The organism is Pseudomonas sp. ANT_H12B (assembly GCF_008369325.1).
Taxonomy (GTDB): Bacteria; Pseudomonadota; Gammaproteobacteria; order Pseudomonadales; family Pseudomonadaceae; genus Aquipseudomonas.
Map to the genome: position 1 here is coordinate 60,242 of NZ_VOBI01000019.1, position 22,450 is coordinate 82,691.

25 protein-coding genes and 3 pseudogenes are annotated in these 22,450 nt (G+C 57.4%); 11 read left to right on the forward strand and 17 right to left on the reverse strand.

The annotated features are described in order from the left end of the window. From recX to FQ185_RS24410, 3 genes are all read right to left on the reverse strand, one after another. Window positions 1-468, reverse strand: a complete 468-nt coding sequence (gene recX, locus FQ185_RS24400) for a recombination regulator RecX (protein ID WP_149419658.1) — start codon at window positions 466-468, stop codon at window positions 1-3. 8 nt (window positions 469-476) lie between these two features. Beyond that, complete coding sequence (gene recA / locus FQ185_RS24405) at window positions 477-1,529, reverse strand: recombinase RecA (RefSeq protein WP_149419659.1); 1,053 nt, start codon at window positions 1,527-1,529, stop codon at window positions 477-479. An 83-nt stretch (window positions 1,530-1,612) separates the two neighbouring features. Then, window positions 1,613-2,113, reverse strand: a complete 501-nt coding sequence (locus tag FQ185_RS24410; protein WP_149419660.1) for a CinA family protein — start codon at window positions 2,111-2,113, stop codon at window positions 1,613-1,615. Between the two features lie 105 nt (window positions 2,114-2,218). Here FQ185_RS24410 and FQ185_RS24415 point away from each other — a divergent pair. Beyond that, window positions 2,219-2,368 (forward strand): annotated as a pseudogene (locus FQ185_RS24415) (IS4 family transposase); the annotation flags it as partial. A gap of 250 nt (window positions 2,369-2,618) precedes the next feature. Here FQ185_RS24415 and FQ185_RS24420 read toward each other — a convergent pair. From FQ185_RS24420 to FQ185_RS24430, 3 genes and pseudogenes are all read right to left on the reverse strand, one after another. Beyond that, window positions 2,619-2,747 (reverse strand): annotated as a pseudogene (locus FQ185_RS24420) (helix-turn-helix domain-containing protein); the annotation flags it as partial. Between the two features lie 414 nt (window positions 2,748-3,161). Next, window positions 3,162-3,461, reverse strand: coding sequence for a hypothetical protein (locus tag FQ185_RS24425; RefSeq protein WP_149419661.1), 300 nt, complete (start codon window positions 3,459-3,461; stop codon window positions 3,162-3,164). An 81-nt stretch (window positions 3,462-3,542) separates the two neighbouring features. After that, complete coding sequence (locus FQ185_RS24430; RefSeq protein WP_149419662.1) at window positions 3,543-3,968, reverse strand: cell wall hydrolase; 426 nt, start codon at window positions 3,966-3,968, stop codon at window positions 3,543-3,545. Window positions 3,969-4,103: 135 nt separating this feature from the next. Here FQ185_RS24430 and FQ185_RS24435 point away from each other — a divergent pair, with 135 nt between their 5' ends. After that, a complete protein-coding gene (locus tag FQ185_RS24435; RefSeq protein WP_178113589.1) occupies window positions 4,104-6,143 on the forward strand; it encodes an acyltransferase family protein in 2,040 nt (679 codons plus the stop codon). On the opposite strand, the gene FQ185_RS24440 is transcribed toward FQ185_RS24435, so the two are convergent. From FQ185_RS24440 to FQ185_RS24480, 9 genes are read right to left on the reverse strand one after another with little or no spacing between them, the layout of a single operon-like run. Further along, complete coding sequence (locus FQ185_RS24440) at window positions 6,140-6,532, reverse strand: tail fiber assembly protein (protein WP_178113590.1); 393 nt, start codon at window positions 6,530-6,532, stop codon at window positions 6,140-6,142. The genes FQ185_RS24435 and FQ185_RS24440 overlap by 4 nt on opposite strands. Before the next feature lie 11 nt (window positions 6,533-6,543). After that, window positions 6,544-7,428 (reverse strand): hypothetical protein, encoded by an 885-nt coding sequence (locus tag FQ185_RS24445; protein ID WP_149419665.1) that lies wholly within the window; start codon window positions 7,426-7,428, stop codon window positions 6,544-6,546. A gap of 11 nt (window positions 7,429-7,439) precedes the next feature. Then, complete coding sequence (locus FQ185_RS24450; RefSeq protein WP_149419666.1) at window positions 7,440-8,039, reverse strand: YmfQ family protein; 600 nt, start codon at window positions 8,037-8,039, stop codon at window positions 7,440-7,442. After that, window positions 8,030-9,067 (reverse strand): baseplate J/gp47 family protein, encoded by a 1,038-nt coding sequence (locus FQ185_RS24455; RefSeq protein ID WP_149419667.1) that lies wholly within the window; start codon window positions 9,065-9,067, stop codon window positions 8,030-8,032. Before FQ185_RS24455 ends, FQ185_RS24450 begins: the two co-directional genes overlap by 10 nt. Then, window positions 9,057-9,455, reverse strand: a complete 399-nt coding sequence (locus tag FQ185_RS24460; protein ID WP_149419668.1) for a phage GP46 family protein — start codon at window positions 9,453-9,455, stop codon at window positions 9,057-9,059. The genes FQ185_RS24455 and FQ185_RS24460 overlap by 11 nt, the downstream gene beginning before the upstream one ends. After that, window positions 9,455-9,961: a phage baseplate assembly protein V gene (locus FQ185_RS24465; protein WP_149419669.1), complete on the reverse strand. Its 507-nt coding sequence runs from the start codon at window positions 9,959-9,961 to the stop codon at window positions 9,455-9,457. Before FQ185_RS24465 ends, FQ185_RS24460 begins: the two co-directional genes overlap by 1 nt. Continuing rightward, entirely contained in the window at window positions 9,958-11,073 is a 1,116-nt protein-coding gene (locus FQ185_RS24470; protein ID WP_149419670.1) for a phage baseplate assembly protein, read from the reverse strand. The genes FQ185_RS24465 and FQ185_RS24470 overlap by 4 nt, the downstream gene beginning before the upstream one ends. Window positions 11,074-11,075: 2 nt before the next feature. Further along, window positions 11,076-12,356: a DNA circularization protein gene (locus FQ185_RS24475; RefSeq protein WP_149419671.1), complete on the reverse strand. Its 1,281-nt coding sequence runs from the start codon at window positions 12,354-12,356 to the stop codon at window positions 11,076-11,078. Next, the gene (locus FQ185_RS24480; RefSeq protein WP_256730489.1) at window positions 12,353-13,792 is read right to left on the reverse strand and encodes a phage tail tape measure protein; all 1,440 of its coding nucleotides are present in this window, start codon (window positions 13,790-13,792) and stop codon (window positions 12,353-12,355) included. Before FQ185_RS24480 ends, FQ185_RS24475 begins: the two co-directional genes overlap by 4 nt. 26 nt (window positions 13,793-13,818) lie before the next feature. On the opposite strand from FQ185_RS24480, the pseudogene FQ185_RS24485 reads away from it, so the two are divergent. The 7 genes and pseudogenes from FQ185_RS24485 to FQ185_RS24520 form a co-directional block, all read left to right on the forward strand. Beyond that, window positions 13,819-14,619 (forward strand): annotated as a pseudogene (locus FQ185_RS24485) (DNA cytosine methyltransferase); the annotation flags it as partial. A gap of 41 nt (window positions 14,620-14,660) precedes the next feature. After that, window positions 14,661-15,158, forward strand: coding sequence for a DUF4406 domain-containing protein (locus FQ185_RS24490; RefSeq protein ID WP_256730490.1), 498 nt, complete (start codon window positions 14,661-14,663; stop codon window positions 15,156-15,158). Further along, window positions 15,158-15,445, forward strand: coding sequence for a hypothetical protein (locus FQ185_RS24495; protein WP_149419673.1), 288 nt, complete (start codon window positions 15,158-15,160; stop codon window positions 15,443-15,445). Before FQ185_RS24490 ends, FQ185_RS24495 begins: the two co-directional genes overlap by 1 nt. Before the next feature lie 329 nt (window positions 15,446-15,774). After that, window positions 15,775-16,359: a hypothetical protein gene (locus tag FQ185_RS24505; protein ID WP_149419675.1), complete on the forward strand. Its 585-nt coding sequence runs from the start codon at window positions 15,775-15,777 to the stop codon at window positions 16,357-16,359. Between the two features lie 414 nt (window positions 16,360-16,773). Then, the gene (locus FQ185_RS24510) at window positions 16,774-17,079 is read left to right on the forward strand and encodes a hypothetical protein (protein WP_149419676.1); all 306 of its coding nucleotides are present in this window, start codon (window positions 16,774-16,776) and stop codon (window positions 17,077-17,079) included. 36 nt (window positions 17,080-17,115) lie between these two features. Next, the gene (locus FQ185_RS24515; RefSeq protein WP_149419677.1) at window positions 17,116-17,310 is read left to right on the forward strand and encodes a DUF4224 domain-containing protein; all 195 of its coding nucleotides are present in this window, start codon (window positions 17,116-17,118) and stop codon (window positions 17,308-17,310) included. 12 nt (window positions 17,311-17,322) lie between these two features. Further along, window positions 17,323-18,300 (forward strand): tyrosine-type recombinase/integrase, encoded by a 978-nt coding sequence (locus FQ185_RS24520; RefSeq protein WP_149419678.1) that lies wholly within the window; start codon window positions 17,323-17,325, stop codon window positions 18,298-18,300. A 60-nt stretch (window positions 18,301-18,360) separates the two neighbouring features. On the opposite strand, the gene FQ185_RS30255 is transcribed toward FQ185_RS24520, so the two are convergent. Further along, window positions 18,361-18,501 (reverse strand): hypothetical protein, encoded by a 141-nt coding sequence (locus tag FQ185_RS30255; protein ID WP_178113591.1) that lies wholly within the window; start codon window positions 18,499-18,501, stop codon window positions 18,361-18,363. Beyond that, window positions 18,498-19,202: a zeta toxin family protein gene (locus FQ185_RS24525; RefSeq protein ID WP_149419679.1), complete on the reverse strand. Its 705-nt coding sequence runs from the start codon at window positions 19,200-19,202 to the stop codon at window positions 18,498-18,500. Before FQ185_RS24525 ends, FQ185_RS30255 begins: the two co-directional genes overlap by 4 nt. Window positions 19,203-19,405: 203 nt before the next feature. Here FQ185_RS24525 and mutS point away from each other — a divergent pair, with 203 nt between their 5' ends. Together mutS and fdxA are read left to right on the forward strand one after the other, a co-directional pair. After that, window positions 19,406-21,970 carry a DNA mismatch repair protein MutS gene (gene mutS, locus FQ185_RS24530; RefSeq protein ID WP_178113593.1) on the forward strand — a complete coding sequence of 855 codons (2,565 nt, stop codon included), beginning with the start codon at window positions 19,406-19,408 and terminating at the stop codon, window positions 21,968-21,970. Window positions 21,971-22,112: 142 nt separating this feature from the next. Next, window positions 22,113-22,436 carry a ferredoxin FdxA gene (gene fdxA / locus FQ185_RS24535; protein ID WP_008154011.1) on the forward strand — a complete coding sequence of 108 codons (324 nt, stop codon included), beginning with the start codon at window positions 22,113-22,115 and terminating at the stop codon, window positions 22,434-22,436. Window positions 22,437-22,450: the final 14 nt, after the last annotated feature.

Here is a 22,450-nt window from a genome sequence, read left to right on the forward strand (position 1 = left end):
TTAATCATCCATCCCTCGGCCACTAAACAGGCGGCTGATCATTTCCATCGAATACCCCCGATAACTCAGGAACCGGCCTTGCTTGGCGCGCTCCCGGGCGTCTATCGGTAAATGCCCGGAAAATTTTCGCCGCCAGGTGTCTTCCAGTTGCTCATGCCAGTTGATACCGCTCTCGCGTAAAGCCAGTTCGACATCGGCACGCTGCAGGCCACGCTGGCTCAACTCTTCGCGGATACGCAAAGGGCCATAACCGGACCGGGCGCGGTAGGAAACGAAGCTTTCGAGGTAACGGGATTCGGACAGCAGACCCTCTTCCGTCAAGCGGTCGAGTGCTGTATCGATCATTTCAGGGAGGCCGCCGCGCTGACGCAGTTTACGCGTCAGCTCGACTCGACCGTGCTCGCGTCGCGCGAGCAGGTCCATTGCGGTTCGCCGCACCGCGACGAGTGTATCGAGTACGGCGGTCATCGGATCAATCAGATATCAGCGTCAGCCAGGGCATCAGCAGTCTCTTTGACTGGCGATGCTTTGACATCCGGCGCTGGAGTCAGCAACTTGTCGCGCAGTTGCTTCTCAAGGGTCGCAGCGATGTCCGGGTTATCCGCCAGGTACTTGGCCGAGTTGGCCTTGCCCTGACCGATCTTGGTGCCGTTGTAGGCGTACCAGGCGCCAGACTTCTCAACGAAACCATGCAGAACACCCAGGTCGATCATCTCACCGTTGAGGTAGATGCCCTTGCCGTAAAGAATCTGGAACTCGGCCTGACGGAACGGCGAAGCCACTTTGTTCTTCACGACTTTGACGCGTGTTTCGCTACCGACGACTTCATCACCTTCTTTCACCGCGCCAGTACGGCGGATGTCCAGACGAACCGAGGCATAGAACTTCAGCGCGTTACCACCGGTGGTGGTTTCCGGGCTGCCGAACATCACGCCGATTTTCATACGGATCTGGTTGATGAAGATAACCAGGCAGTTGGCGTTCTTGATGTTACCGGTGATTTTACGCAGCGCCTGGGACATCAGACGGGCTTGCAGGCCCACGTGCATGTCACCCATTTCGCCTTCGATTTCAGCCTTTGGAACCAGAGCCGCCACGGAGTCGACGATGATCACGTCAACCGCGTTGGAACGCACCAGCATGTCGGTGATTTCCAGGGCTTGCTCACCGGTGTCCGGCTGGGAAACCAGCAGGTCGTCGACATTGACGCCCAATTTGCCGGCGTATTCAGGGTCGAGGGCGTGTTCGGCGTCGACGAATGCGCAGGTCGCGCCAGCTTTTTGAGCCTGGGCGATCACCGACAGTGTCAGCGTGGTTTTACCAGACGATTCAGGACCGTAGATTTCAACGATACGGCCTTTTGGCAGACCGCCAATGCCGAGCGCGATGTCCAGACCCAGAGAGCCAGTGGAAATAGCCGGGATCGCCTGACGGTCCTGATCGCCCATACGCATTACGGCACCCTTGCCGAATTGACGTTCGATCTGACCCAGGGCCGCAGCCAAGGCTTTCTTCTTGTTGTCGTCCATTAAAGTCCTCACGTAATCAATAAGGCCTGACGGCCAACACCTGTATAAGTAGCCAGTATTATTCCACAGCGTTTCAGGATCGCCTACCCCTGATTTGAGATTTCTCCAGCGGCATGCCGAAGCAGCCCCTCTAGCGCGGCCTTAACCGTTTGTCGGCGGACTTCGTCGCGGTTACCGGGGAAGTGCTGCACCTCGCTGAACAGCTGTTCGCCAACCCCCCACGCCAACCAAACCGTACCCACCGGTTTGCTCGGTGAACCTCCGTCCGGCCCCGCCACGCCGCTGACCGCCACGGCAAAATGCGCCCGGCTTTTTTCCTGCGCGCCACGAACCATCGCCTCGACCACCTCGCGACTAACGGCGCCGACCGTAGGGAACAATTCGGGAGAAACGTTCAACTGCTCGGTTTTCTGCCGGTTGGAGTACGTCACATAACCGGCCTCAAACCACGCCGAACTCCCCGGAATGCGAGTGATCGCCTCCGAGATCCCACCACCGGTACAAGACTCGGCCGCGGTGACGTGGGCATTGAGAACCTGCAAGCGCCTGCCAAGTTCAGCAGCCAGTTGAGTGATTTCTTTCACGGTCATCTCCTGAGCGAGCGGAATGAGCACTACCGTACACGAGCGGATTTCGCTTGCAAGACACAGGATCGATCAAAATGTTAGCGAACGACGGCTCTGACGTAGGCCTGGCAGGCGGCTGTCGCACACAAGAGAGCGCCCAGCGAGGCGAGCTTCAAGTTTGCCTGCCAGCATATTGCTAGCCATCTGGTGGTGATGGCCGGAGCAATATCGCCATCACACACGCCCAGAAGGTTTGAGGAGTTGCGCGGAGCCGGTTCATCGCTGCCTTTGTTGGTGGGACTAAAGAACTTCGTTTCGAGCTGCTTTGTTGAGCTGCTCGAGACAAAGAATATGCATAAATGCATGTACAGTTAATGCATAAATGCATTCATTTGTGCGCAACAAATGCACTGACGCACGATCGCCCCACGAACAAAGGCTATGCAGGCGAAAAAAAACCGCTCGTTGGCGGGTTTTATCTGTAAGCGACAGGGTTAACGGGCGTACATGCCCCACCAGAAGACGTGAGGATCCGCGAGAGAGTGGATTGAGGCACGCCGGTGCGACGGTGAAGCTCCGTGGGGGAGATCCTGTGCTGATCGAGCAGCGCTCTTAAGACGGTAGACACATTGCGTTTTTGCATAACGCGCATAGTGTTTGATCCTTTTGCGCAAGACAAATGCCAATTTGCATAAGTAGCGCATATGTCGTGCATAGACAGCAGAAATGGATTACGCGGCTTTCATGCCTGCGTCGGGCGGACCGCCCATGTTAACCTTGCGCCCATCGCGGAAAAGCCGGGCCGATGCCCCTCCTTTGCCCTACACCTTTCAACGAATTTGCCTGATTATCCGATGAATAAAGCACTCTCCGATCTGTCCTCCCACACGCCGATGATGCAGCAGTATCATCGGGACTGGCCTACAGGTCTTGTATTTCAAAGGTATGCATTGACGATTGTCTAAAACCCTACGCCGACATAAGCGCGTTTCGGACCAATGAAACCGAGTAAGCACGAGGTAGTTTTAGACAGCGTTTCACCCTCTCACGGCGTCCTGCCGAATCATCACACCTCCCTGCACCACCACGACTGCGCATACAGGCAGCCGTCGACTTCTTCCAGGCCGCTCAGCGTGAAAGCGTTGGTCGCCATCCCTGACAGCCGAGCATCCAGCAGCGGAGGAAGCAGCACGGGATCGAGCGGCATGCTTGCCGGGCGGATCTCGGCGATATCGCTTGTTCGGTTGAGCTGCTCGCACAGCTGATTTCTGATGTTGATGTCACCGCGAATGCCGACCGTTTGCCGGATCGCCTTCCACTCCCGGGCGACACCTTTCTCTCTCATGCGCGTAATAAGGAAGTACATGGCTTGCTCGACACTGGACAAATAAACAGTATCGCAATCACTCAACCTGCGTTCAACGTCTCGCTGACAGGCGACACGACTTCAGGGCACGTCCTTGAAGAATACGTGCCCACCGAGCTTCAGCGTCTGCTTGGATTTCGTCGCCCATGCCGGAGCAGTCTTCATGGCGATCGCGTAATAGTGGGTAGCGCCGCCGGTGGGATCTGGCACTTTACCGGCCAGCACCTGGTCAGCGGCAATCTGCGCTTGAGCAAACTCGCGAAACGGGATCGGCTTCACGCCACTCAGGTAAGTGAAGTTCGGATCGTTCTTGTTCCAGCAGCTGAACTGGTACGGTTTCTGGCACACGCCAGCGTAACCTTCCCCCCACCATGACTTGGCCTTGCCGTCGTTCACGCGGTTGCGGATAGTCCAAGCCACGGCAATCTGTCCCGCCAGGCTTTCGCCGCGCGCCTCGCCCCACAGGGTTCGGGCAAGGATGTCTCGGTCTTTCTCCGTAACGGTCATATTTTTCTCCAGGCAAAAAAATACCCGCTCGGTGGCGGGTAATGGTGTTGTGACAAAGTGCACGCAGTTCGGCTCGACCGAACAGCTATGAAGAGATATCCTCCTCCGCCCACCTTGCGCTATAGAAAACTACTGATGAAGTACAGACCTGAGATCGATGGACTCCGAGCTATTTCTGTAACTGCTGTTCTTCTTTTTCATCTTGGCGCAAATTTATTTCCCGGTGGCTTTGTCGGCGTTGACATTTTCTTTGTGATATCCGGATTTTTGATCACGTCAATTATCAAAAAAGAAATTGAAGCCGGCTCATTTTCGATCATGTCGTTTTACGACAGACGCATCAGAAGAATATTTCCAGCTTTACTTGCAATGATCGGGTGCACGATTGTCTTTGGGTATTTTGTTCTTCTTCCGGGCGAGTACCAGAAGCTAGGCATTAGTTCGGCATATTCAGTTGCATCAATAAGTAATTTTTTCTTCTTCAATAATACCGGGTATTTCGATGCGGCAGCCAAAACAATGCCGCTTCTTCACACTTGGTCGCTTGCTGTAGAAGAACAGTTCTATTTTGGACTGCCACTACTTCTTTTGACTCTTTTTGCTTTGTCACGAAAGCGAGTTTCAATACCGGTAACTGGGACCGCCCTTGTCATGATCGGCTCCTTCGCTTGGAGCATTTACGTAATTCAAACCGATCCAAAGGCAGCGTTCTTTTTGCCTCAGTATCGAGTGTGGGAGCTAGGAATAGGTGCGTTGCTAGCCTTCCTACCGTCCAGCGCCAAAGAATCCTTGCCACGCTGGGCACTAGAAGCAGTACCAATCGCAGGGCTCGCCATGATTTTTTATGGTGTGTTTATGTTCAACGAAAAGGAGCCATTCCCAGGCTTCAAAGCCTTGATCCCAGCTACTGGTGCCGCGCTCGTATTGTTTCAGTCAGGCGCCATGTCATTTGCAAACAGGCTGTTGCGACTTCAGCCCTTGCCGAAAATAGGCCTTATCTCTTATTCCCTGTATCTATGGCATTGGCCAATCATCGTTTTCTGGCAGACATACACCGGCACCCGCGAGCTTGGGACTGGTGAAATGCTGGGAATAGCATGCTTCTCGCTTGCCGCCGCCTGGATGTCGTGGGCGTTCATTGAGCAGCCATTTCGCAAGCTTAGCGGTAGACACTCAGCGACAATTGGGTACGGCCTCATTGCCGCCTTGGTCGTAGGAGTTGCAGGATTCTCGGTCAACAAGCTGGACGGCTTCCCCGCAAGAATTTCAAACGAGGCCATGGCGCTAACGAGCAAGGACAAGATGTGGGAATACACATGTCCGCAACCCATAATTAATGGCCCGGCTCAAGGGCTCTGCGCAGTTGGTGCTGATTGGAGTACGGCGAAATCTCACGGAGTAATCTGGGGCGACAGTCACGCAGAACACTTCCTCCCGCTACTTGACGGAGTCGCAAAAAAGGCTGGTGTCTCCATCGTCCTATATCGCGGTTGCTCTCCATTCCTCGGCTCAGAATCCGTTCAAGGATATTTCCCCCTAGACCCGACGCTCAATAACTACTGCCGAGACCGACGCGAAAAGGCTATAGCGCTGATACATTCAATACCTGATTTAAACTTGGTGATCCTCGCCTCTGCGTGGTCCGGCTACCCTATGCGACTCTTCACCCCTGAAGAGGGATCATCATTAGTTGCCAAGGCTTTGACCAAACCTGTCTTCAATGCGGAAACAAACACACACGGCCAACCTCTTCTAAAAGAAGCGCTTTCAACTCTTACAGAAGAAATTGACAAAGAAGGCCGGAGAATTGTTCTTATAGGCGATTTCCCAAACATGACATCTGACCCTATAGCATGCGCACTTTCTAACGAAAGCTCTCTGATCAGAAGGGATTGCACTGATAGAGTTAGATATATCCCTAGAAGTGAATTTGAGTATCGGCAAAGTCAGACGATGAGCACCCTTCGCTCACTAAAAAGTGATAACCCTAGAGTTGACGTCCTAATACCGGGAGACTACCTATGCGGTGACAAAGGGTGCACTACATCCATCGATGGCGTGTTCTTCTATCGTGACACCGATCACATTCGAAGGAACATGAGCGAGAAAGAAAACCAAAAACTGGCACACGAAATTCATCTGACTGAGATCATTAACCCGTCAGCACTTAATTAAGTACTGGGAGCGGTTGGCCACTCAATGTTCCGTGGCCAGCCTGCTTGCGATGGTAAATCTCGGAGCGCCGTACGATAAGCAAGCCACGTCGCCGGCACCGCCTTTCCTGTTTCATTGGCGCGAAGTGAAACCCAGTCGGACTCCGCTAGAAGTGAGTCACGACGCTGTCTGATTGTGCCTGCCAGATCGTCATCAGACATTAACGATTCACGACTGACGCAAATTGGAAGTCCTTTCCCGTCTGGCACAATAATCAGCCCAGTCGAGTTGCCCAGCACGAGCTGATCAAGCAATTCCTTCCCGATTTCAACGACATCCCCTGGAAGCTCGGAATGGTCGTCAGAGTTATAGAAGCCACTAGTTGCAGCCGAATAGTAGTAAGTAGTCATATTTTCACCGTTTACCATCCAATTGCCACCCAGAGAACGGCGCGCAGTTGCGCCTGGCTTGACCCAACGCCGCCTGACTGCAGCGTGTAGAGCGGCAAGGTAGAAGCTGAAAAAATTCCAACTTCGCAAAAGGCCGCCGCCGAACCGCCACCCCCATTCGAAAATCCACCTGCCCAAAGGCACGCCGTTGGAAATGCACTAGGAAACGTGATCGAGTAGGTACTAGCCCCGCTCGCCTGACCCCACTTGAGGATGAATGTTCGGAGAACTCCGGCTACGACGCACGGGATCTTCAGCTCACCCGCAGTAGCCAGTGTGGCGGGAAACTGGGCAAGGTTTGGGGCGTGAAGGCTTTTTGTTCCGGTTGCAATTTGTTGCGCGCCGCCCAAGGACTCCACGATGATCCATGCACCGTTCCCGCCATTGACGCCAGCCTGAACGAGGTACATCAGAACAGCGACGCCGACTGGCAGCTCTCCGCCCTGAAGCCCCTGAAGCCCGAGCCCGTAAACTGGCTTTGGAGCAAGACCATCGGGCGAGTAAGTAGACGCCCCCGGGTTGGCGGTCGCGATTTTTACGCGTTGAATAAATCCCGTTGCAGGCAAGGCTGTTAGCGGTGTTGGGTTAGCTGCCGCATAGGCTCCGGCAACACCGGTGTCATTCAGTATCTGGTGTTGAGCGCCTTGAATGAGGTTCTTAATTGCGAGAACCAGCTGGGCATTGCTGGCTTCGTTGGGAGCCAGGCCGCCACCAATGATCACATTCAGAATTTCTTCGGTTACCGCATTACCCCACGCCGATGGAATCAACGACCCCGGCGTTCCAGCCAGTGGATCTTCATCTGCAAACTTGCCACCTACCAGCCCGATACTGGGCACACTAATTGGAAAATCCACGTTTTTACCCCTCAGTCATAATTGATGTGCACAACGGTGTGCGCAGGTGCTGGTCGGCGGATCAGGCATTCGAGCGCGTTCCCCGGGTTTGCACCAAAGCGCTCCCCCCAATAGCTGACGCCGAAGCGCCGGCCCTGTCGTTGCCGGCCACCGGTGTTGAGCGTCCACATGAACTGTGCGTGCCAGGTACCAAAATGCGCAGAGCCAAAACGAGAGCGCCCCATTCGTGGCGCTCGGTGCTCGGTGATGGTGGAGTTCGGGTAGCCCTGGCTGACGGCTATCTCGATAAAGTAGGCTCGGCTCTGTCCTCCCACTTCAACCAGTCGACGGCGCACCGCTAGGCGGCGATCTTCAAAAGCCGGGTTCGGCCCGAGACAATCGTCCGGTAGCCCCATGATCGACTCCCAGTCGGGCACCAACTCGCTCACGCCTGCCGGGTCCATCTCGTTCAACAGATCCACGGCGCGGGCATCGATGCGCGAAAACTCCACAGCCACCCCACCCAGCACCCGAGCCACCTCTGGAACAAGTTCCGGATCCCATGCCGGTCCAGACGGCAAAAGCCCCTGGAGTTGCAGCCGATACTCTTCGGCCGTTCTGATCACAGCCATGTGATACCCCCGAACGTCAGCAGTTGATTGGTGGCCGGAACAACATCCGCCACCGGCGCAATCAGATCGTGATCGGTTTCGCCTGATGAGCTGCTGATTGCTTCAGCGATATGGGTCAACAACAGGGTCTCGCCCAGTCCAGCTTCACGCTGGTGCAAATCAATCAGCTGCGTCTGAATGGCAGCTCGCACCGCAGTGGTGTCCGGCACCGGGTGAATGCTGTACAGCACCGGCAACTCGACCGGCGGCAAAACAAACAGCTCGGCCGTCACCGGCCGCAGCGGCTCGATATAGCCTTTCACCTCGGCGAGCTGCGTGGGGTTCGGCACAGGCTCCACATCACCATCGCGCATCACAAACAAACCGACGGTGCCGGGACCCATGTAATTGCGACGGCACCAGGCCCGTGTGATCCCTGGCACCTCAAGCGCCCAGGTCTCATAGTCGGCGGCAGAGCCACCATGTGGGATCACTCGATAAGAACGCACCACCCTGGCCCGCAACGACTCAACGCTTTCCGCCGCAATGCCGGCCGTCAACCCCGGAGCGAGTACGGTGAAGGCATTGGTGACACCTGCCACCGGCTGGACCAGCGTCAAGGTTAGCCCCGCATCAGCGTTGCCGAGAACACCTGCGTCGACCGCCTCTATCGTGGTGGTATTGAGTCCAGCCACCGTAGTGACGCCGGTCGTCACCTTGTAGGTGCGTCCATCACCGGCCTGCAACACCACATCCACGTCAAGCACAGCGCCCGCTGCGGCTGTGAAACTGACCGGCCCTTCTGCTGGCTGCGCTGGATTGCGGGGCTGGTTAAGGCGCAGCAACGCTACTCGCTCCAGAGTTTCCTCATCCGCCCGGTCGGGCAGGATTTGCTCAGCGATCCAGTCGAGGTACCCATACAGACCATAGGCCGTGCCGCCCATCGTTCGGGCCAGCACCTGCGCATCAGACCGACGCAGCGAGTCGCTGGCCAAGTCGCTTTGAGTGCGGCTAATCAGGACAGGTAATGAAGGCGTGTCAAACGGCATAGATCACCTGCCATGAAGAGGGTTGTTTGATTTCAATCCGCGCGCCGCTGGCGATCGTCAGCGTCGGCATCAGGTTCAGGCGATTGATATCCACCTTCTCGCTGACGATATCAATGGCGATAACCTCGCCATCATCCAGCAGCCATTGCAGGGCCTCGCGGGCATATACCTCAGCATCGCGCTGGGTTTGCGGCGTCAGCTTTACCCGCCGCAGCAGGTAAAGACGGGAGCCGATACGGTCATCAGCGATAGATGGGTAGCTGTCACCCCACCAGCCGTATCGCTCTTCGTCGTCGATAGGGTCATCTGTTTCCGCTCGACGCCAGGTATAGAGACTGATCGTGACCGCCCTGATCAGGCTGGCCTCAAGACTGTTTGAGATAATCATCAAGCCTCCGAAACAGGTGGGCCACTCTGGTCGTCGCCCATTTCGACTCCGTCGTGCAGGTGCGTGATCTGGCTGACGCCACCAGCCACCTGATCCCCTTGGGACACGATCTGCCCGGTCTGGGTGATAGTCGGGGTGTCGAAGTTCACTGAGTTGGTCGCCTTGATGTTCAGCGTCCCGGTTTCGATATCGATGATCCGGCCGCGCTTGAAGTGGATCCTGTCACCCTCATCGGTGTAGATAGCCACTTCACCCGGCTTCAACTCCTTGATCCGGTACCGGCGATCAGCGGCCACCAGCACCACCGCGTGGGACCGGTCGCCGCCGAGGAACATAGTCAGCACCTCAGCGCCTGCCAACGGATTGCTGGTATAGCCGTAAGGTTCGAAATGCTCGGCGCCATCCTTCAGTTCGCCGGCAGTCAGGCGCACTTGCAGCGTCTGCATCATTTTCCCGGCGGCAGCCAGCACCACGGTGCCGCGGGCCATCATGCTTTTCAGGCTCATTTTTTCGGCTCGTAGTCAGCGGGAATGAGATATTCGAAGTTGTCGCCCTTACCGCCCTTCTTGAGTTTCCTTTTGCCGTGCGGATCCTTCGGCTCAGGCTCGAAACCCTCAGGCGGCCCCACCTCCAACTTGGTCAGCATGCCCTGCTCGCTCAGGGTGTAGGTGATGCGCGAGATCAACATGTCTCGATCCATGCCAATGATGGGATCGACCACTCGGGCGATCATGTTGTGCCGCCAAAGCTGGCCGTTGGTTTGCCGCCAGCCCTGCACCGTGTAAGACACGGTAAGGGCTTTGCCCATCCGGCTGCTGCTCTCCCAGCCCGCCCGTGCCTGCGCCAGTTCGTTGGTTACCTGGCCGGACTCCTGAATGATCAGTACGCGTTTGCGGGTCGTGCGATCGTCAGTCAACGTGGCAGACACCTCCGCCGCATCAGCACCGTACTCAGTGTCCGTCCCGCTCTTCTGTCCCAGCACCTGGTATTCAGAAAACACGCCAGAAAAATCCAGCGACGCATCCCCGGTCTTTACGTTTTTGCCCACCTCGATTGCGTCGAAGGTGCGGCCACCGCTGCCAGGGCTGGCAAGCACCGCCGCACCGCGGGCGTCGTCGGTGGAGAACACTCGAAACAATGTCAGCAGACGATCAATCGATGCGAAAGCTGTTTCGCCGGGCTCGATGGTGTGGTCGGAAAGCTTGCCGCCCTCGGGGATCTCGCTGTTTACCTTGATGCCATAGGGCGAAGCCAGCGCCTTGACGATGGACAGCACCGACTGATTGTTCCACTGGCCTGGCTTGTTAACCGCCGCACAGTCCACCAGGTCCGCCGTCAGTGATCGGCCGCTGACTGACTTCGTGATCTGCTTGTCGTCGTAACTGACCGGTGTGGCAAACACCCAAGCGGTCAACACCAGGTCATCACCGATCCGAACCTGGCACTTGTCGCCCTGCCTGATCGGGACGTTTTGAATCTGTCCCGGCCACTTCCATGTCAGCGATAAATTGAAAGACCGGGCCTGATCCTCAAGCCCTGCGGTGATCTCTACCGATTTCCAGCCGAAGTAATCCAGGCCATCAACCGTGAGGCTGACTGCATTTTGATCATCAGGCATGGCTACCTCTGTGCGATTTTAATTGGCACCGCCGGCACAAAGCCCGGATGCCGAATTCGATTGCGCTGAACGACTTCGGGGGAACGAGTTGCATCGCCGAAGCGACGATAGGCCAGCACCAGCGCCGACAGCGTTTCAGGCGGCGTGATATCAACCAACCGCACCCCAGACTGAGCCACGGCTGTCAGGTGTTTCACCACGGACTGACGAAAACTGTTGAGCACCAGGTAATGCTCGGGGTCTGCCTTGAGCGACGCTTCGTGGATCGCCTCATTGAGGTTGTCGCGCAGTTCAATCACATCGTCAGCAACCGGCACATCCGGCCGAACAATAGGCTGGATCGCCTGGTGTTCAACCGACGGCATCGATTCAATTGACTCAGGCTGCGTGGCCACAGGCATTTCACTGACAATCAAACCGATCTGGACCAGAACTGAATCCTGCACCAGGTCCGCCGTCGCCTGCGATGCGGTCACTGTATCGGTACCGCCGAGAGGGCTGACGGTGTTGATGCTACTGACCGACTCAGTCTGCTGCGAGGCTTCGGCCACTGCCCCCCGATATCCCGAGCCGGAGCCATCGCTGGAACTGGAACTGGAACTGGAACCGAAGAAGTCGAAGCCAGAAAAACTGGAGAAGTAGCTGGAGAAGAGCGACGAGAGCGTGCCCGGCGAATTCATCAGCGACTGCGCGAAACCGGTGACGTCGGTGAAGACGCTCAAGAATGGCGCGAACTGCTGCCGAATCACGGAGAACACGCTCGACAGGCTGTTGCGCATCTGCAGCAGACCTAGTCGGGCTTTGTTCACCGTTGCCATGGTCGTCTTGTAGCGATTGAGCGATGAGGTCAATAGGCTTTCAGATGACTTCACCACCTGAGCCTGGGTGTTGACCCTTGCCGCAGGCGTCTTCAACGGCGCGTCCGGGTAAAACGTCAGGTCAAAGCTGACCATGCCACCGCCAACGCGGTCGTGCGACATCTCGCACTCGCCGACCTTGACCTGCATTTTCCCAAGCCAGGGATGGACCAGCTCCCCGCCGCCCGGTGTGTTCAGCGCCTCGATCAACTTGTCTCGACGCTCGAAGCAGTCGTCGCCAATAACCCACGCCGTCATCTTGTGGACTTGGGATTGTTTGCCTAGCTGCTCAAAGAAGGGGGTATCCCGCTGCGGGAACTCATGCAGCTGGCCTTTCATGCCCACCGGCACCGACGCTTGGGGAATCAAGAAACTGATCCCCCGGAACGACGCCGGCAATAACTTATCTCGCCACGTCACGGTCATTGGCCGGGCCTCATAATGCCGATGGTTCGGGTGCCAACACTGGGCTTGATGCTCAGTCCTGGCTGATTGGTTTTGGCTGGGTCAATCGTCGTGCCGGGAGGCGCCCCATTGAGATTGATGTTGAGCTCACCATTGAGTTTCGGCGCCTGACCCGCCGCCGCCTGCTGGACCAGTCCACCAGATTGTGCAGCCAGGTTAGGCCGGCTCAACAGTTTTTCCGTGCTCGGCACGCCCATGCCGTTGCGCATCATCCGCTGATAACGCTGCGCGCCTTCGACAGCGCCGGCCTCGACTAAGGAACCATCACCACCGCCTGGTCCCGCATTGCGCACACGCTGCTCTTCCGCAAACGCGCTAGCCTTGTTGGTCGCGGTTTTGATAATCCCTTCACCGCCCTCCCCGCCGCCGAAGTACTTCATGATCGGCTCGATGATCGGCTTCAGCTTTTCCCAAAGACCCCTGAACCATGCGGCGATTGGCTCCCAGTTATTGATGATCATTCCAAGGGGTGACCAGTCAAACATCTTCCCCATAAACTCCATGACCGGGGTAGAGACGGCGACCAACACCCCCCACAACGCAGAGAACAACTCAGTCAACGGTCCCCAGTTTTCCATGATCATTGGAATCGGTGTGTAGGCAAATGCCTGCTTGAACCAACCCCACAGGACCATTGCCGGGGCCCGGATCTTTTCCCAGATCGCCTGGAAGTAAGGCGCCACTGTTGACCAGTTCGCGATGAGCAGGCCAGCGGCAAGCGCAATGCCACGAACAATGATCCCGATTGGTGACATGGCCGTAACTGCGCTCATGATTTTGGTCACCACAATGGCGCCCATCACTGCGACCCGCAGCACAGCAAAGGCAAACGCGGCGCCGAGCACGCCCCGGATTACCCCGGGATGCGCCTTGGCCAGTTCAGACATTTGCGTGATGGCCGGCCCTATTTGATCCATAAAAGCATTGAACGGAGGCAGGAGTGCGCCGCCGACCTCAACCCCCAGGCGGGTGACCTTGTTGGTCAGCAACTGCATGGCGTTGGCCGTGGTGGCCGACCGCGCGGTGTATTCACTTTCCATCGAGCCGGCAAACTTGCCCTCTTTCCCGACAGCCGTGAAGCTGGACTTCAAAAGATCCAGGTTGGTCAACAGCGGCGCGATGGCCGAGACCGACTCGGTACCGAACAACTGGGTGAGCAATCCGGCCTGTTTCGCCGGATCGACCTTGGCGATACGCTCCAGCACGTCCTCGATCGTACCCTGCGCATCCTTTTGCATGCCCTTCGAAACTTGCTTCACATCCAGGCGCAACGACTTGAACGCCTCCGACTGCTGCTTGGTGGCTGCGCTGCCCTTGGTCAGCGACAGCATAAAGTTCTTCATGCCCGTCGCAGCGACTTCACTCGGAACACCAACGCCCGCAAGCGTCGCGCCCATTGCCGCAACCTGCCCCGCGGATAGCCGCGCCATTCCTCACCGAGTGCGCCAACGGCTCATCACAGCGGAACTTCGATGCGCAGGAGCCGCTGCGAACTCAGGTCGCACAGGTCAAGGGTGGACACTTCGCCATGGTCGCCGCACACATGACGGCTTTTGGTCAGAATGCAGCGGGCAGCTCGCCCGAGGAGCCAACGCAGACAGTGCTGGCTGGGGCCGCGCGTCACGGCATCGTTGCCGCGTTCTTCGAACAGGCGAATGGCGGGTATTACAAAGGTGATGGCCGTTCGGCCTACGACCCCATCTCCACCATCTGCCAATCCGGCGCCAATCAGCGGCTGGTCAACGCCTACCTGGTGAAGTATTACGGCAACGAGAAGGATGGCATTTCGCTCACTGAGCCGATGCATACCCTGCCCACGAAGGACCGTGTTGCACTGGTCGAGGTTGTGCAGGTGCCGGACACGCTGACGCCGGAACAGATGGAAGGCGCCCGCCGCTGCGCCGCCTTCATGCATGAGTACTTGCCGGAGCACTTCAAAGACCCCGCCGAAATGGTGATGGTCGGTGGCTATGTGCTGGTGGACATCACCTTGCGCATGCTGCAACCGCCAGAGCTGAAGGCAGCGCAGGGCTTCGACAAGGGATACATCATCGACCGGGGGCTGTTTGTTGACCCTGTCACCGGCGCCGAAGAGTGGCGCGACATCAACAAGACGGACCAGGTCCGGCTGATCGGCAACAGTGTCTGTCCGGATGAAGCCGAGGCACTGGTCGCGGCCAACGCCGCCGACATCATCGAACTTTATCAGCGCCTCGCGGCGTAACCCACTCCACCGCCCGGGCATGACCCGGCATAGGACGCCCCATGCCCACACAAAATATCCGAACCATCGTTACCGATTCTCTTATGGGGATGATTGCAGCCGTTACGCAGACAACGCCGCCGGCGAACGAGCCGCCACCGCCATTCATCCAAGGGCCTATTGACCGCGCCGTGGACCGCATTCGGGCATTCGTTGCCCCGGGCGTCACCCTTGCAGCCACCCGTGAAAATCGGGTGTATGTCGCCGGGCCAATGACCGGCATCGAGGACTTCAACTACCCGGCCTTCAACGCGGTCGCCGAGCAGCTCCGCGCCCAGGGCTACGAAGTCGAGAACCCAGCAGACCACGGCATCGTCGAGGGTGCGGTCTGGGCCGACTACATGGCCTACGACCTGACGCGGCTGGGGCTGTGCGGCGTGATTGCCCTGCTGCCCGGATGGGAAAGATCGGAGGGTGCGAAGCTCGAAGTTCAAATCGCCCACCGCCTCGGCATGACGGTTGTGAATGCCCATGATCTGGTATCGATGGAGATTGCATGATGAGTGCAGTAAAGCGTTACGGGCACATCAGCTACCTGGTGGAAGCCTGCCCGCAGATCATGAAGCTTTACCCGAGCATGACGGTTTACGTGCTGGCCAGCGACTTCGACCGGGTCGCCGCCGAGCGTGACGCCCTGCAGCTGCGCCTGAACGCAGCGGATCAGCGGATTGATGAGCTTACCGCTCAGCACCATAGCGAGGACTCGCTCGATATGGTCGCGCCATCCCACGAAATCCCCGGCACATCGGGCATGCGCCTGAACATGCTGGCCAACCAAGGCGAATAGCGATGAGCAATCGTCCAGTAGTTCGAACCACCACCGGCGCGACAGTGACCCTAACGATCGAGCTCTCAAACATTGGAAGCTGGGGGCCGGATTGTAAGATCGATCAGGTTTATCGGCAGGCCAGGGAAGAGGCCATCGGCCGAATCAATCGCGCATTCAAGGACGACCAGCGAGGCGTTCGAATCCTTGGCCCTGTGGTCGTGAAGGCGATAACAACGGATGTCGAGCTGCGCAGGTAAGCTCACCGCGCGAGGAGTACATCTGTACTCCACCCCTCTGTAACTCCCTCCCCCTTAAAAGTCAGCCGCTATAGCGGCAAAGGAACAGTCATGCCTGAAGCAAAGGTTGTGATGTACGAATCTCCGGAAGCGGCCAGCATTCAAACCGTCACCGGCTGGGTCGGCGCCGATGGTCGCTTCTGGGGTAATGATGAGCACATGGCCCGGTATTGCGGCTCGACTCATCGCCATTGCGAGAAGAACCCAGATCACCCGATCTACGAAGTGCGCAGCTGGTGCAAGCAGTGCTACCAGGAAAGCCGCCAAGCGAAGTTTGCGGCAATGCCAGTCAAAGAGTGGGGTGGTGAGCCGCTGGTTATCTTCGACGGCGATGAGTATTTCTTTGACGAAGACAGTCTGCGCGACTACCTCATTGAGAGCGACATTGACCTGGCCGACCTGCAGATTTGTATCTGTGAGCCGAACATGCCGAGAGAAATCGACCCGTCAGACGTCTTCTGTGATGACTTGCCGGAGGACGGCGAGATCCGGGACGAGCAGGTAGTGGCGGCATTCGACCTGCTGAACGAGGTGATCCGCCAGTCTGAACCACTGTCGTGGTCGGAGGGGAAGTTTGCCGCAAAACTCCCTCAGGCGCTTCTCGATGAGATCGCCACTTCCAGGGTGACGCCATGATCCTCCCCGCCCTCGCCTACATGGCCTGGCTCATCTACACGGGGCCGCGGCGATGAGAAGTGTCCGCCGATTCGTAGATGATCCATCAGCCGAATACGGTTTCCGCTCGGTGCCATCGACCTATGAGGACGCCGAGAAAATCACCGGCTTCCGACTGGATCGTCGCGTCAACTACTCGATCAGTGTCGAAGGGGAAGTTGAGCAGGAAAGCTGGTGCACCCTGGATTGCTCCGGATGCAGCTGTGGTTGCGAAGGCGGCTGCGGATGCGGGCCTTCCGCTGGATGCAGCGAGTGTGGATACACCGGCAAACGACGGCATCACTTCGGCTTCCCACCATCCCCGCCAGATCGCAACAACCCCTAACCCCTCTTCCACCTACCAGCCTGCCGGTGAACGGCGGGCGAGGAATCGCTATGTCTGAGAAACCACTTACGCCAGGTCCCTGGGCTGTTCATCGCCGGATGAAAGATTGCGTGACCTTCACTGGCAAGCACGGGGAGGAAAACCTTTTCCTCGAAAACGTCGACGGGTATTTCGCCTGCCAGAGCCCGACTGATGCACGCCTGATCTCGGCAGCACCAGAGCTGTTGCGCGCGGCCCGAAAAGTTCTCGCAGGCCTCAACGCACGAATCGATGAAGCCAGCGCCAGCGGCTCACTGGTTCCTGTCTTTGATGGGATCGCCGAACTGCATGACGCGATAACCAAAGCCACTCAATAACCACCTTCTGCCGCCACGCGCGGCATGGAGCATCAAATGTTTCTGACCGCTGAAGAAGTGGCCGAACTTACCGGCTACACGAAGCCTGGCGCCCAGATCAAATGGTTGCAGGCGGAAAAATATGGATTCGCCGTCGATGGACATGGCAAGCCCAAGGTGCTGCGCCAAGTTGTCATTGGTCGGCTCGGTGGTATTCAATCGAAGAAAGGCCCGGAACTCCGGCTCGCATAAGGAAGGTAGAGAATGCGCCCTCGCAAGAAAGACCGGCACTTGCCGGCGTGCATGTACCAAAAGCACGGGGCTTACTACCTGGTGCGCAAAGGCAAATGGATGCGCCTGGGCACGGACTTCCAGGCGTCACTGGTCGCATATGCCAAGGCAATCGACAAAGGCAATCAGGGCGGCATGTCCAAGCTGATCGACGATGCCCTGGCGAACATGGCTCCGAAGCTTGCGGCCAATACCGTCAAGCAATACGAGGCTGCAGCAGTCAGGCTCAAGGAAGCGTTCGCCGACTTCGAGCCCCGCGACGTGCTACCGCGCCACGTGGCCGCGTTGAAAATGCACATGGCCAGCACGCCAAACATGTCAAACCGGGTGATTTCTTTTCTGAGGATGGTGTTCATGTACGCGCTGGAGAGTCAGATGGTGGACTCAAACCCCTGCACAGGGATCCGGCGACATACGGAGAATCGACGCGATCGGTATATATCCGATGCTGAGTTCGCAAAAATCTGCGAGAAGGCGAGCCCGAACATGCGGGTTATTTACGAGATGTGCTACCTGACCGGTCAGCGGATCAGCGATGTGCTGGCCATCCACCTTTCAGATATCAGTGAGGAAGGTATTGCGTTCAAGCAACAGAAGACCGGGGCCCGACTTATCGTCCGGATGAGTTCAGACCTCGAAGCCCTGGTCGCACGGATCAAGGCATTGCCTCGAACCATTCGCGGCCTGACGTTGTTCTGTTCGCCCCGCGGTGGGAAGCCGGTTCATTACAGCTCGGTGAAGGATGCATTCAACCGCAACTGCAAGGCTGCCGGGGTCGTCGGTGCAACGCTGCATGACCTCAGGGCGAAGTCGCTGACCGACACAGACAAGCAGGGCAACAACGCACAGAAGCTCGGCGGCCACACCGATGCGAAGATGACGGCACGCTACCTGCGTCTGCGTGAAACCGACATCGCAGAGCCGCCAATGATGCCAAAGGCAAAGCAATAACCTGTTCAAAATCTAGGCACAAAAAAGCCGCATCTCTGCGGCTTTTTCGAACCCTTGGGCTCAACCTGCTTTCAGAATTTTCAGCTGACGCTCAGTGGCTCGTTGCAGCACAGCTTCGTAGACGCGCTTCTTTTTGTCTGAAGATGCACAGCGGAAGAAATCCGAAAACGGAGTCGAACGCGCGGCTTGTACTTTTTTCATAGCCTTTCCCCAGCTTTGATGTACCTAAGAAGGCTTTGACGATCGTAACCGTCATGAAGGCCGTCTTCTATTAAATGTATGTCTTCCTTGTAAGACTTCAAGGAAGCATCGGTATTCTTTATCAGCAGGTTTACCAAAAGCCGATTGCCGAATTTGTCCTTCAGAGCGTTGACGACGTCTTTCGCCAAAAAAAACTGCTCTACAAAAATCTCCGGAGGGATTCTCCTCCCTTCCTGGCGCTCTCTGGCTTGTACAAACCGCCATGCCAGCTCAGGCTTCTGATACACAAACATTATGACGCACTGCCGACTCTTCCTCAGCGACCGCGTGATGTTCAGGTCAGCCTTCTCGAGGTTACACAGAGTGCCGTCGAGTACGAAAGATTGACTCTGATCTAGCGCCATATCGTGAATCTTGTCAACGAGTATCGAAGCCGCCCGCTGGTACATCCAAGAATTTGTTCCAATGTATCCTTCGAAATGATTGCGCAGATCATCTGGATCAATGCGCATCGTTCGAACCCCGGTGTTAGCCACAAGCTCGTCGATCAGTTCGATCGCCGCTTCAGTTTTACCAGCCCCAGCGCAGCCAGACATGAATACAGAAACGGGCGATTGCTCAGAAAGGTAAACGGCCGGATTGGTGAATTCTTTAGCGATTCGCTTTTTGTTTGCCTTGGCAAACAAAAGCGCAGATTCCATCTGAAGTGCTTCCTGGTGATTCATTTCCGTATGAAATCTCACTTTTTCGCGGGAGCGCATTCTATACGCTGACAAAGGCAAAGAACAGGCCACAGGTCGGGAAGGACCCGGAGGTGGTTGGCGTCGCACCCTGGCAGACAATTCAAGTAGTATTAGACGTTTGACCATTGTCAAATAGACAGATAGAGCAAAGCCCTTTGAATATGGACCTCTCCAGCCACACCCCGATGATGCAGCAATATTGGCGCCTGAAGAATCAGCACCCAGACCAGCTGATGTTCTACCGCATGGGCGACTTCTACGAGATCTTCTATGAAGACGCGAAGAAGGCCGCCAAGTTGCTGGACATCACCCTGACCGCCCGTGGGCAGTCGGCGGGTCAGGCGATTCCGATGTGTGGGATTCCTTACCACGCCGCGGAAGGTTACCTGGCGAAACTGGTCAAGCTCGGCGAGTCGGTGGTGATCTGTGAGCAGGTCGGCGACCCGGCCACCAGCAAAGGCCCGGTGGATCGCCAAGTGGTTCGGATCATCACACCCGGCACGGTCAGTGATGAAGCGCTGCTGGATGAGCGCCGCGACAACCTGATCGCGGCGGTGCTGGGTGACGAGCGTCTGTTCGGCCTGGCCGTGCTGGACATCACGAGCGGCAACTTCACCGTCCTGGAAATCAAGGGCTGGGAAAACCTGCTGGCGGAATTGGAGCGGGTCAATCCGGTGGAGCTGATGATCCCGGATGACTGGCCGAAAGATTTACCGGCGGAAAAACGGCGTGGGGTTCGTCGTCGTGCGCCGTGGGATTTCGAGCGTGATTCGGCGCTGAAAAGTCTTTGCCAGCAGTTTTCTACCCAAGACCTGAAAGGTTTCGGCTGCGAGAACCTGACCCTCGCCATCGGCGCCGCCGGCTGCCTGCTCAGTTACGCCAAGGAAACCCAGCGCACTGCCCTGCCCCACTTGCGCAGCCTGCGTCATGAACGCCTGGACGACACCGTGGTGCTGGACGGCGCGAGCCGTCGCAACCTGGAACTGGACACCAACCTGGCTGGCGGTCGTGACAACACCTTGCAATCGGTGGTCGACCGTTGCCAGACAGCCATGGGCAGCCGTCTGCTGACCCGTTGGCTGAATCGTCCGCTGCGCGATTTGACCGTATTGTTGGCACGCCAGACTTCGATCACCTGTCTGCTCGACAGTTACCGTTTCGAGAAGCTGCAACCGCAGCTCAAGGAAATCGGCGACATCGAGCGGATCCTTGCGCGAATTGGCTTGCGCAATGCCCGTCCTCGTGACCTGGCTCGCCTGCGCGATGCGCTCGGTGCGCTGCCTGAACTGCAAGTGGCAATGACCGAACTGGAAGCCCCGCACATCATTCAACTGGCGGCGACCACCAGCACCTATCCGGAGCTGGCAGCCCTGTTGGAAAAAGCCATCATCGACAACCCGCCCGCAGTCATCCGTGATGGCGGCGTGCTGAAAACAGGTTACGACAGCGAACTCGACGACCTGCAATCGCTCAGTGAAAACGCCGGGCAATTCCTGATCGACCTCGAAGCCCGCGAGAAGGCCCGTACCGGTCTGTCGCACCTGAAAGTCGGTTACAACCGCATTCATGGCTACTTCATCGAGTTGCCAAGCAAGCAGGCTGAATCGGCGCCGGCAGACTATATCCGTCGCCAGACATTGAAAGGTGCCGAGCGCTTCATTACGCCGGAACTGAAGGCGTTCGAGGACAAGGCCCTATCGGCGAAGAGCCGCGCCCTGGCGCGCGAGAAGATGCTCTACGAAGCACTGCTCGAAGATTTGATCGCCCAGTTGCCGCCGTTGCAGGACACCGCTGCGGCACTGGCCGAACTGGACGTGCTGAGCAACCTAGCCGAACGCGCGCTGAACCTCGATCTGAACTGCCCGCGTTTCGTCAGCGAGCCGTGCATGCGCATCAGCCAGGGTCGCCACCCAGTGGTCGAGCAAGTGCTGACCACGCCGTTCGTGGCCAACGACCTGAGCCTCGACGACAACACCCGCATGCTGGTGATCACCGGTCCGAATATGGGCGGTAAATCCACCTACATGCGCCAGACCGCTCTGATCGTGCTGCTGGCACACATCGGCAGCTTCGTGCCGGCGGCCAGCTGCGAATTGTCTCTGGTGGACCGGATCTTTACCCGGATCGGCTCCAGCGATGACCTGGCCGGCGGGCGTTCGACCTTCATGGTCGAAATGAGCGAAACCGCGAATATTTTGCACAACGCCACCGAGCGCAGCCTGGTGCTGATGGACGAAGTCGGTCGTGGCACCAGCACCTTCGACGGTCTGTCCCTGGCGTGGGCTGCCGCCGAACGCCTGGCACATCTTCGGGCTTACACGCTGTTCGCCACCCACTACTTCGAGCTGACGGTGTTGCCGGAAGCCCAGCCGTTGGTGGCCAACGTGCACCTCAATGCCACCGAGCACAACGAACGTATCGTGTTCCTGCACCACGTGCTGCCAGGGCCTGCCAGCCAGAGCTACGGCCTTGCGGTTGCCCAGTTGGCCGGTGTGCCGAGCGAAGTGATCGTGCGCGCTCGCGAACACCTGGGCCGTCTGGAAGCTACCGCCTTGCCTCATGAAGTTCCCAGGCCCACCAAAGGCAAACCGGCCGCGCCGCAGCAGAGCGACATGTTCGCCAGCCTGCCGCATCCGGTGCTGGATGAGCTGGCCAAGCTCGATCTGGACGACATGACACCGCGTCGTGCGCTCGAAATGCTCTATACACTTAAGACACGGATCTAACGCACTTGCCTGCAAGCTGTTAGAATCTCGCGCGGTTCGGGATGCTGCAGGCTAATAGCCTGGCCTGCAGACTATCGCTCCCGAACCTGGCGACCCCGTACTGAAGGGGCTCCGCTGCCGCCGCCTGAGGAGAAAATTAGAAATGACCTTCGTCGTCACCGACAACTGCATCAAGTGCAAGTACACCGACTGCGTAGAAGTCTGTCCGGTGGACTGCTTTTACGAAGGCCCGAACTTCCTGGTGATTCACCCGGATGAGTGCATCGACTGCGCACTGTGCGAACCAGAGTGCCCTGCCGTGGCCATCTTCTCCGAAGATGAAGTCCCGGAAGACATGCAACAGTTCATTCAACTGAACGTTGAGTTGGCGGAAATCTGGCCCAACATCACCGAGAAGAAAGAATCGTTGCCCGATGCCGAAGAGTGGGACGGCGTCAAAGGCAAGATCAAAGACCTCGAACGCTGATTACCCCCGCGTTC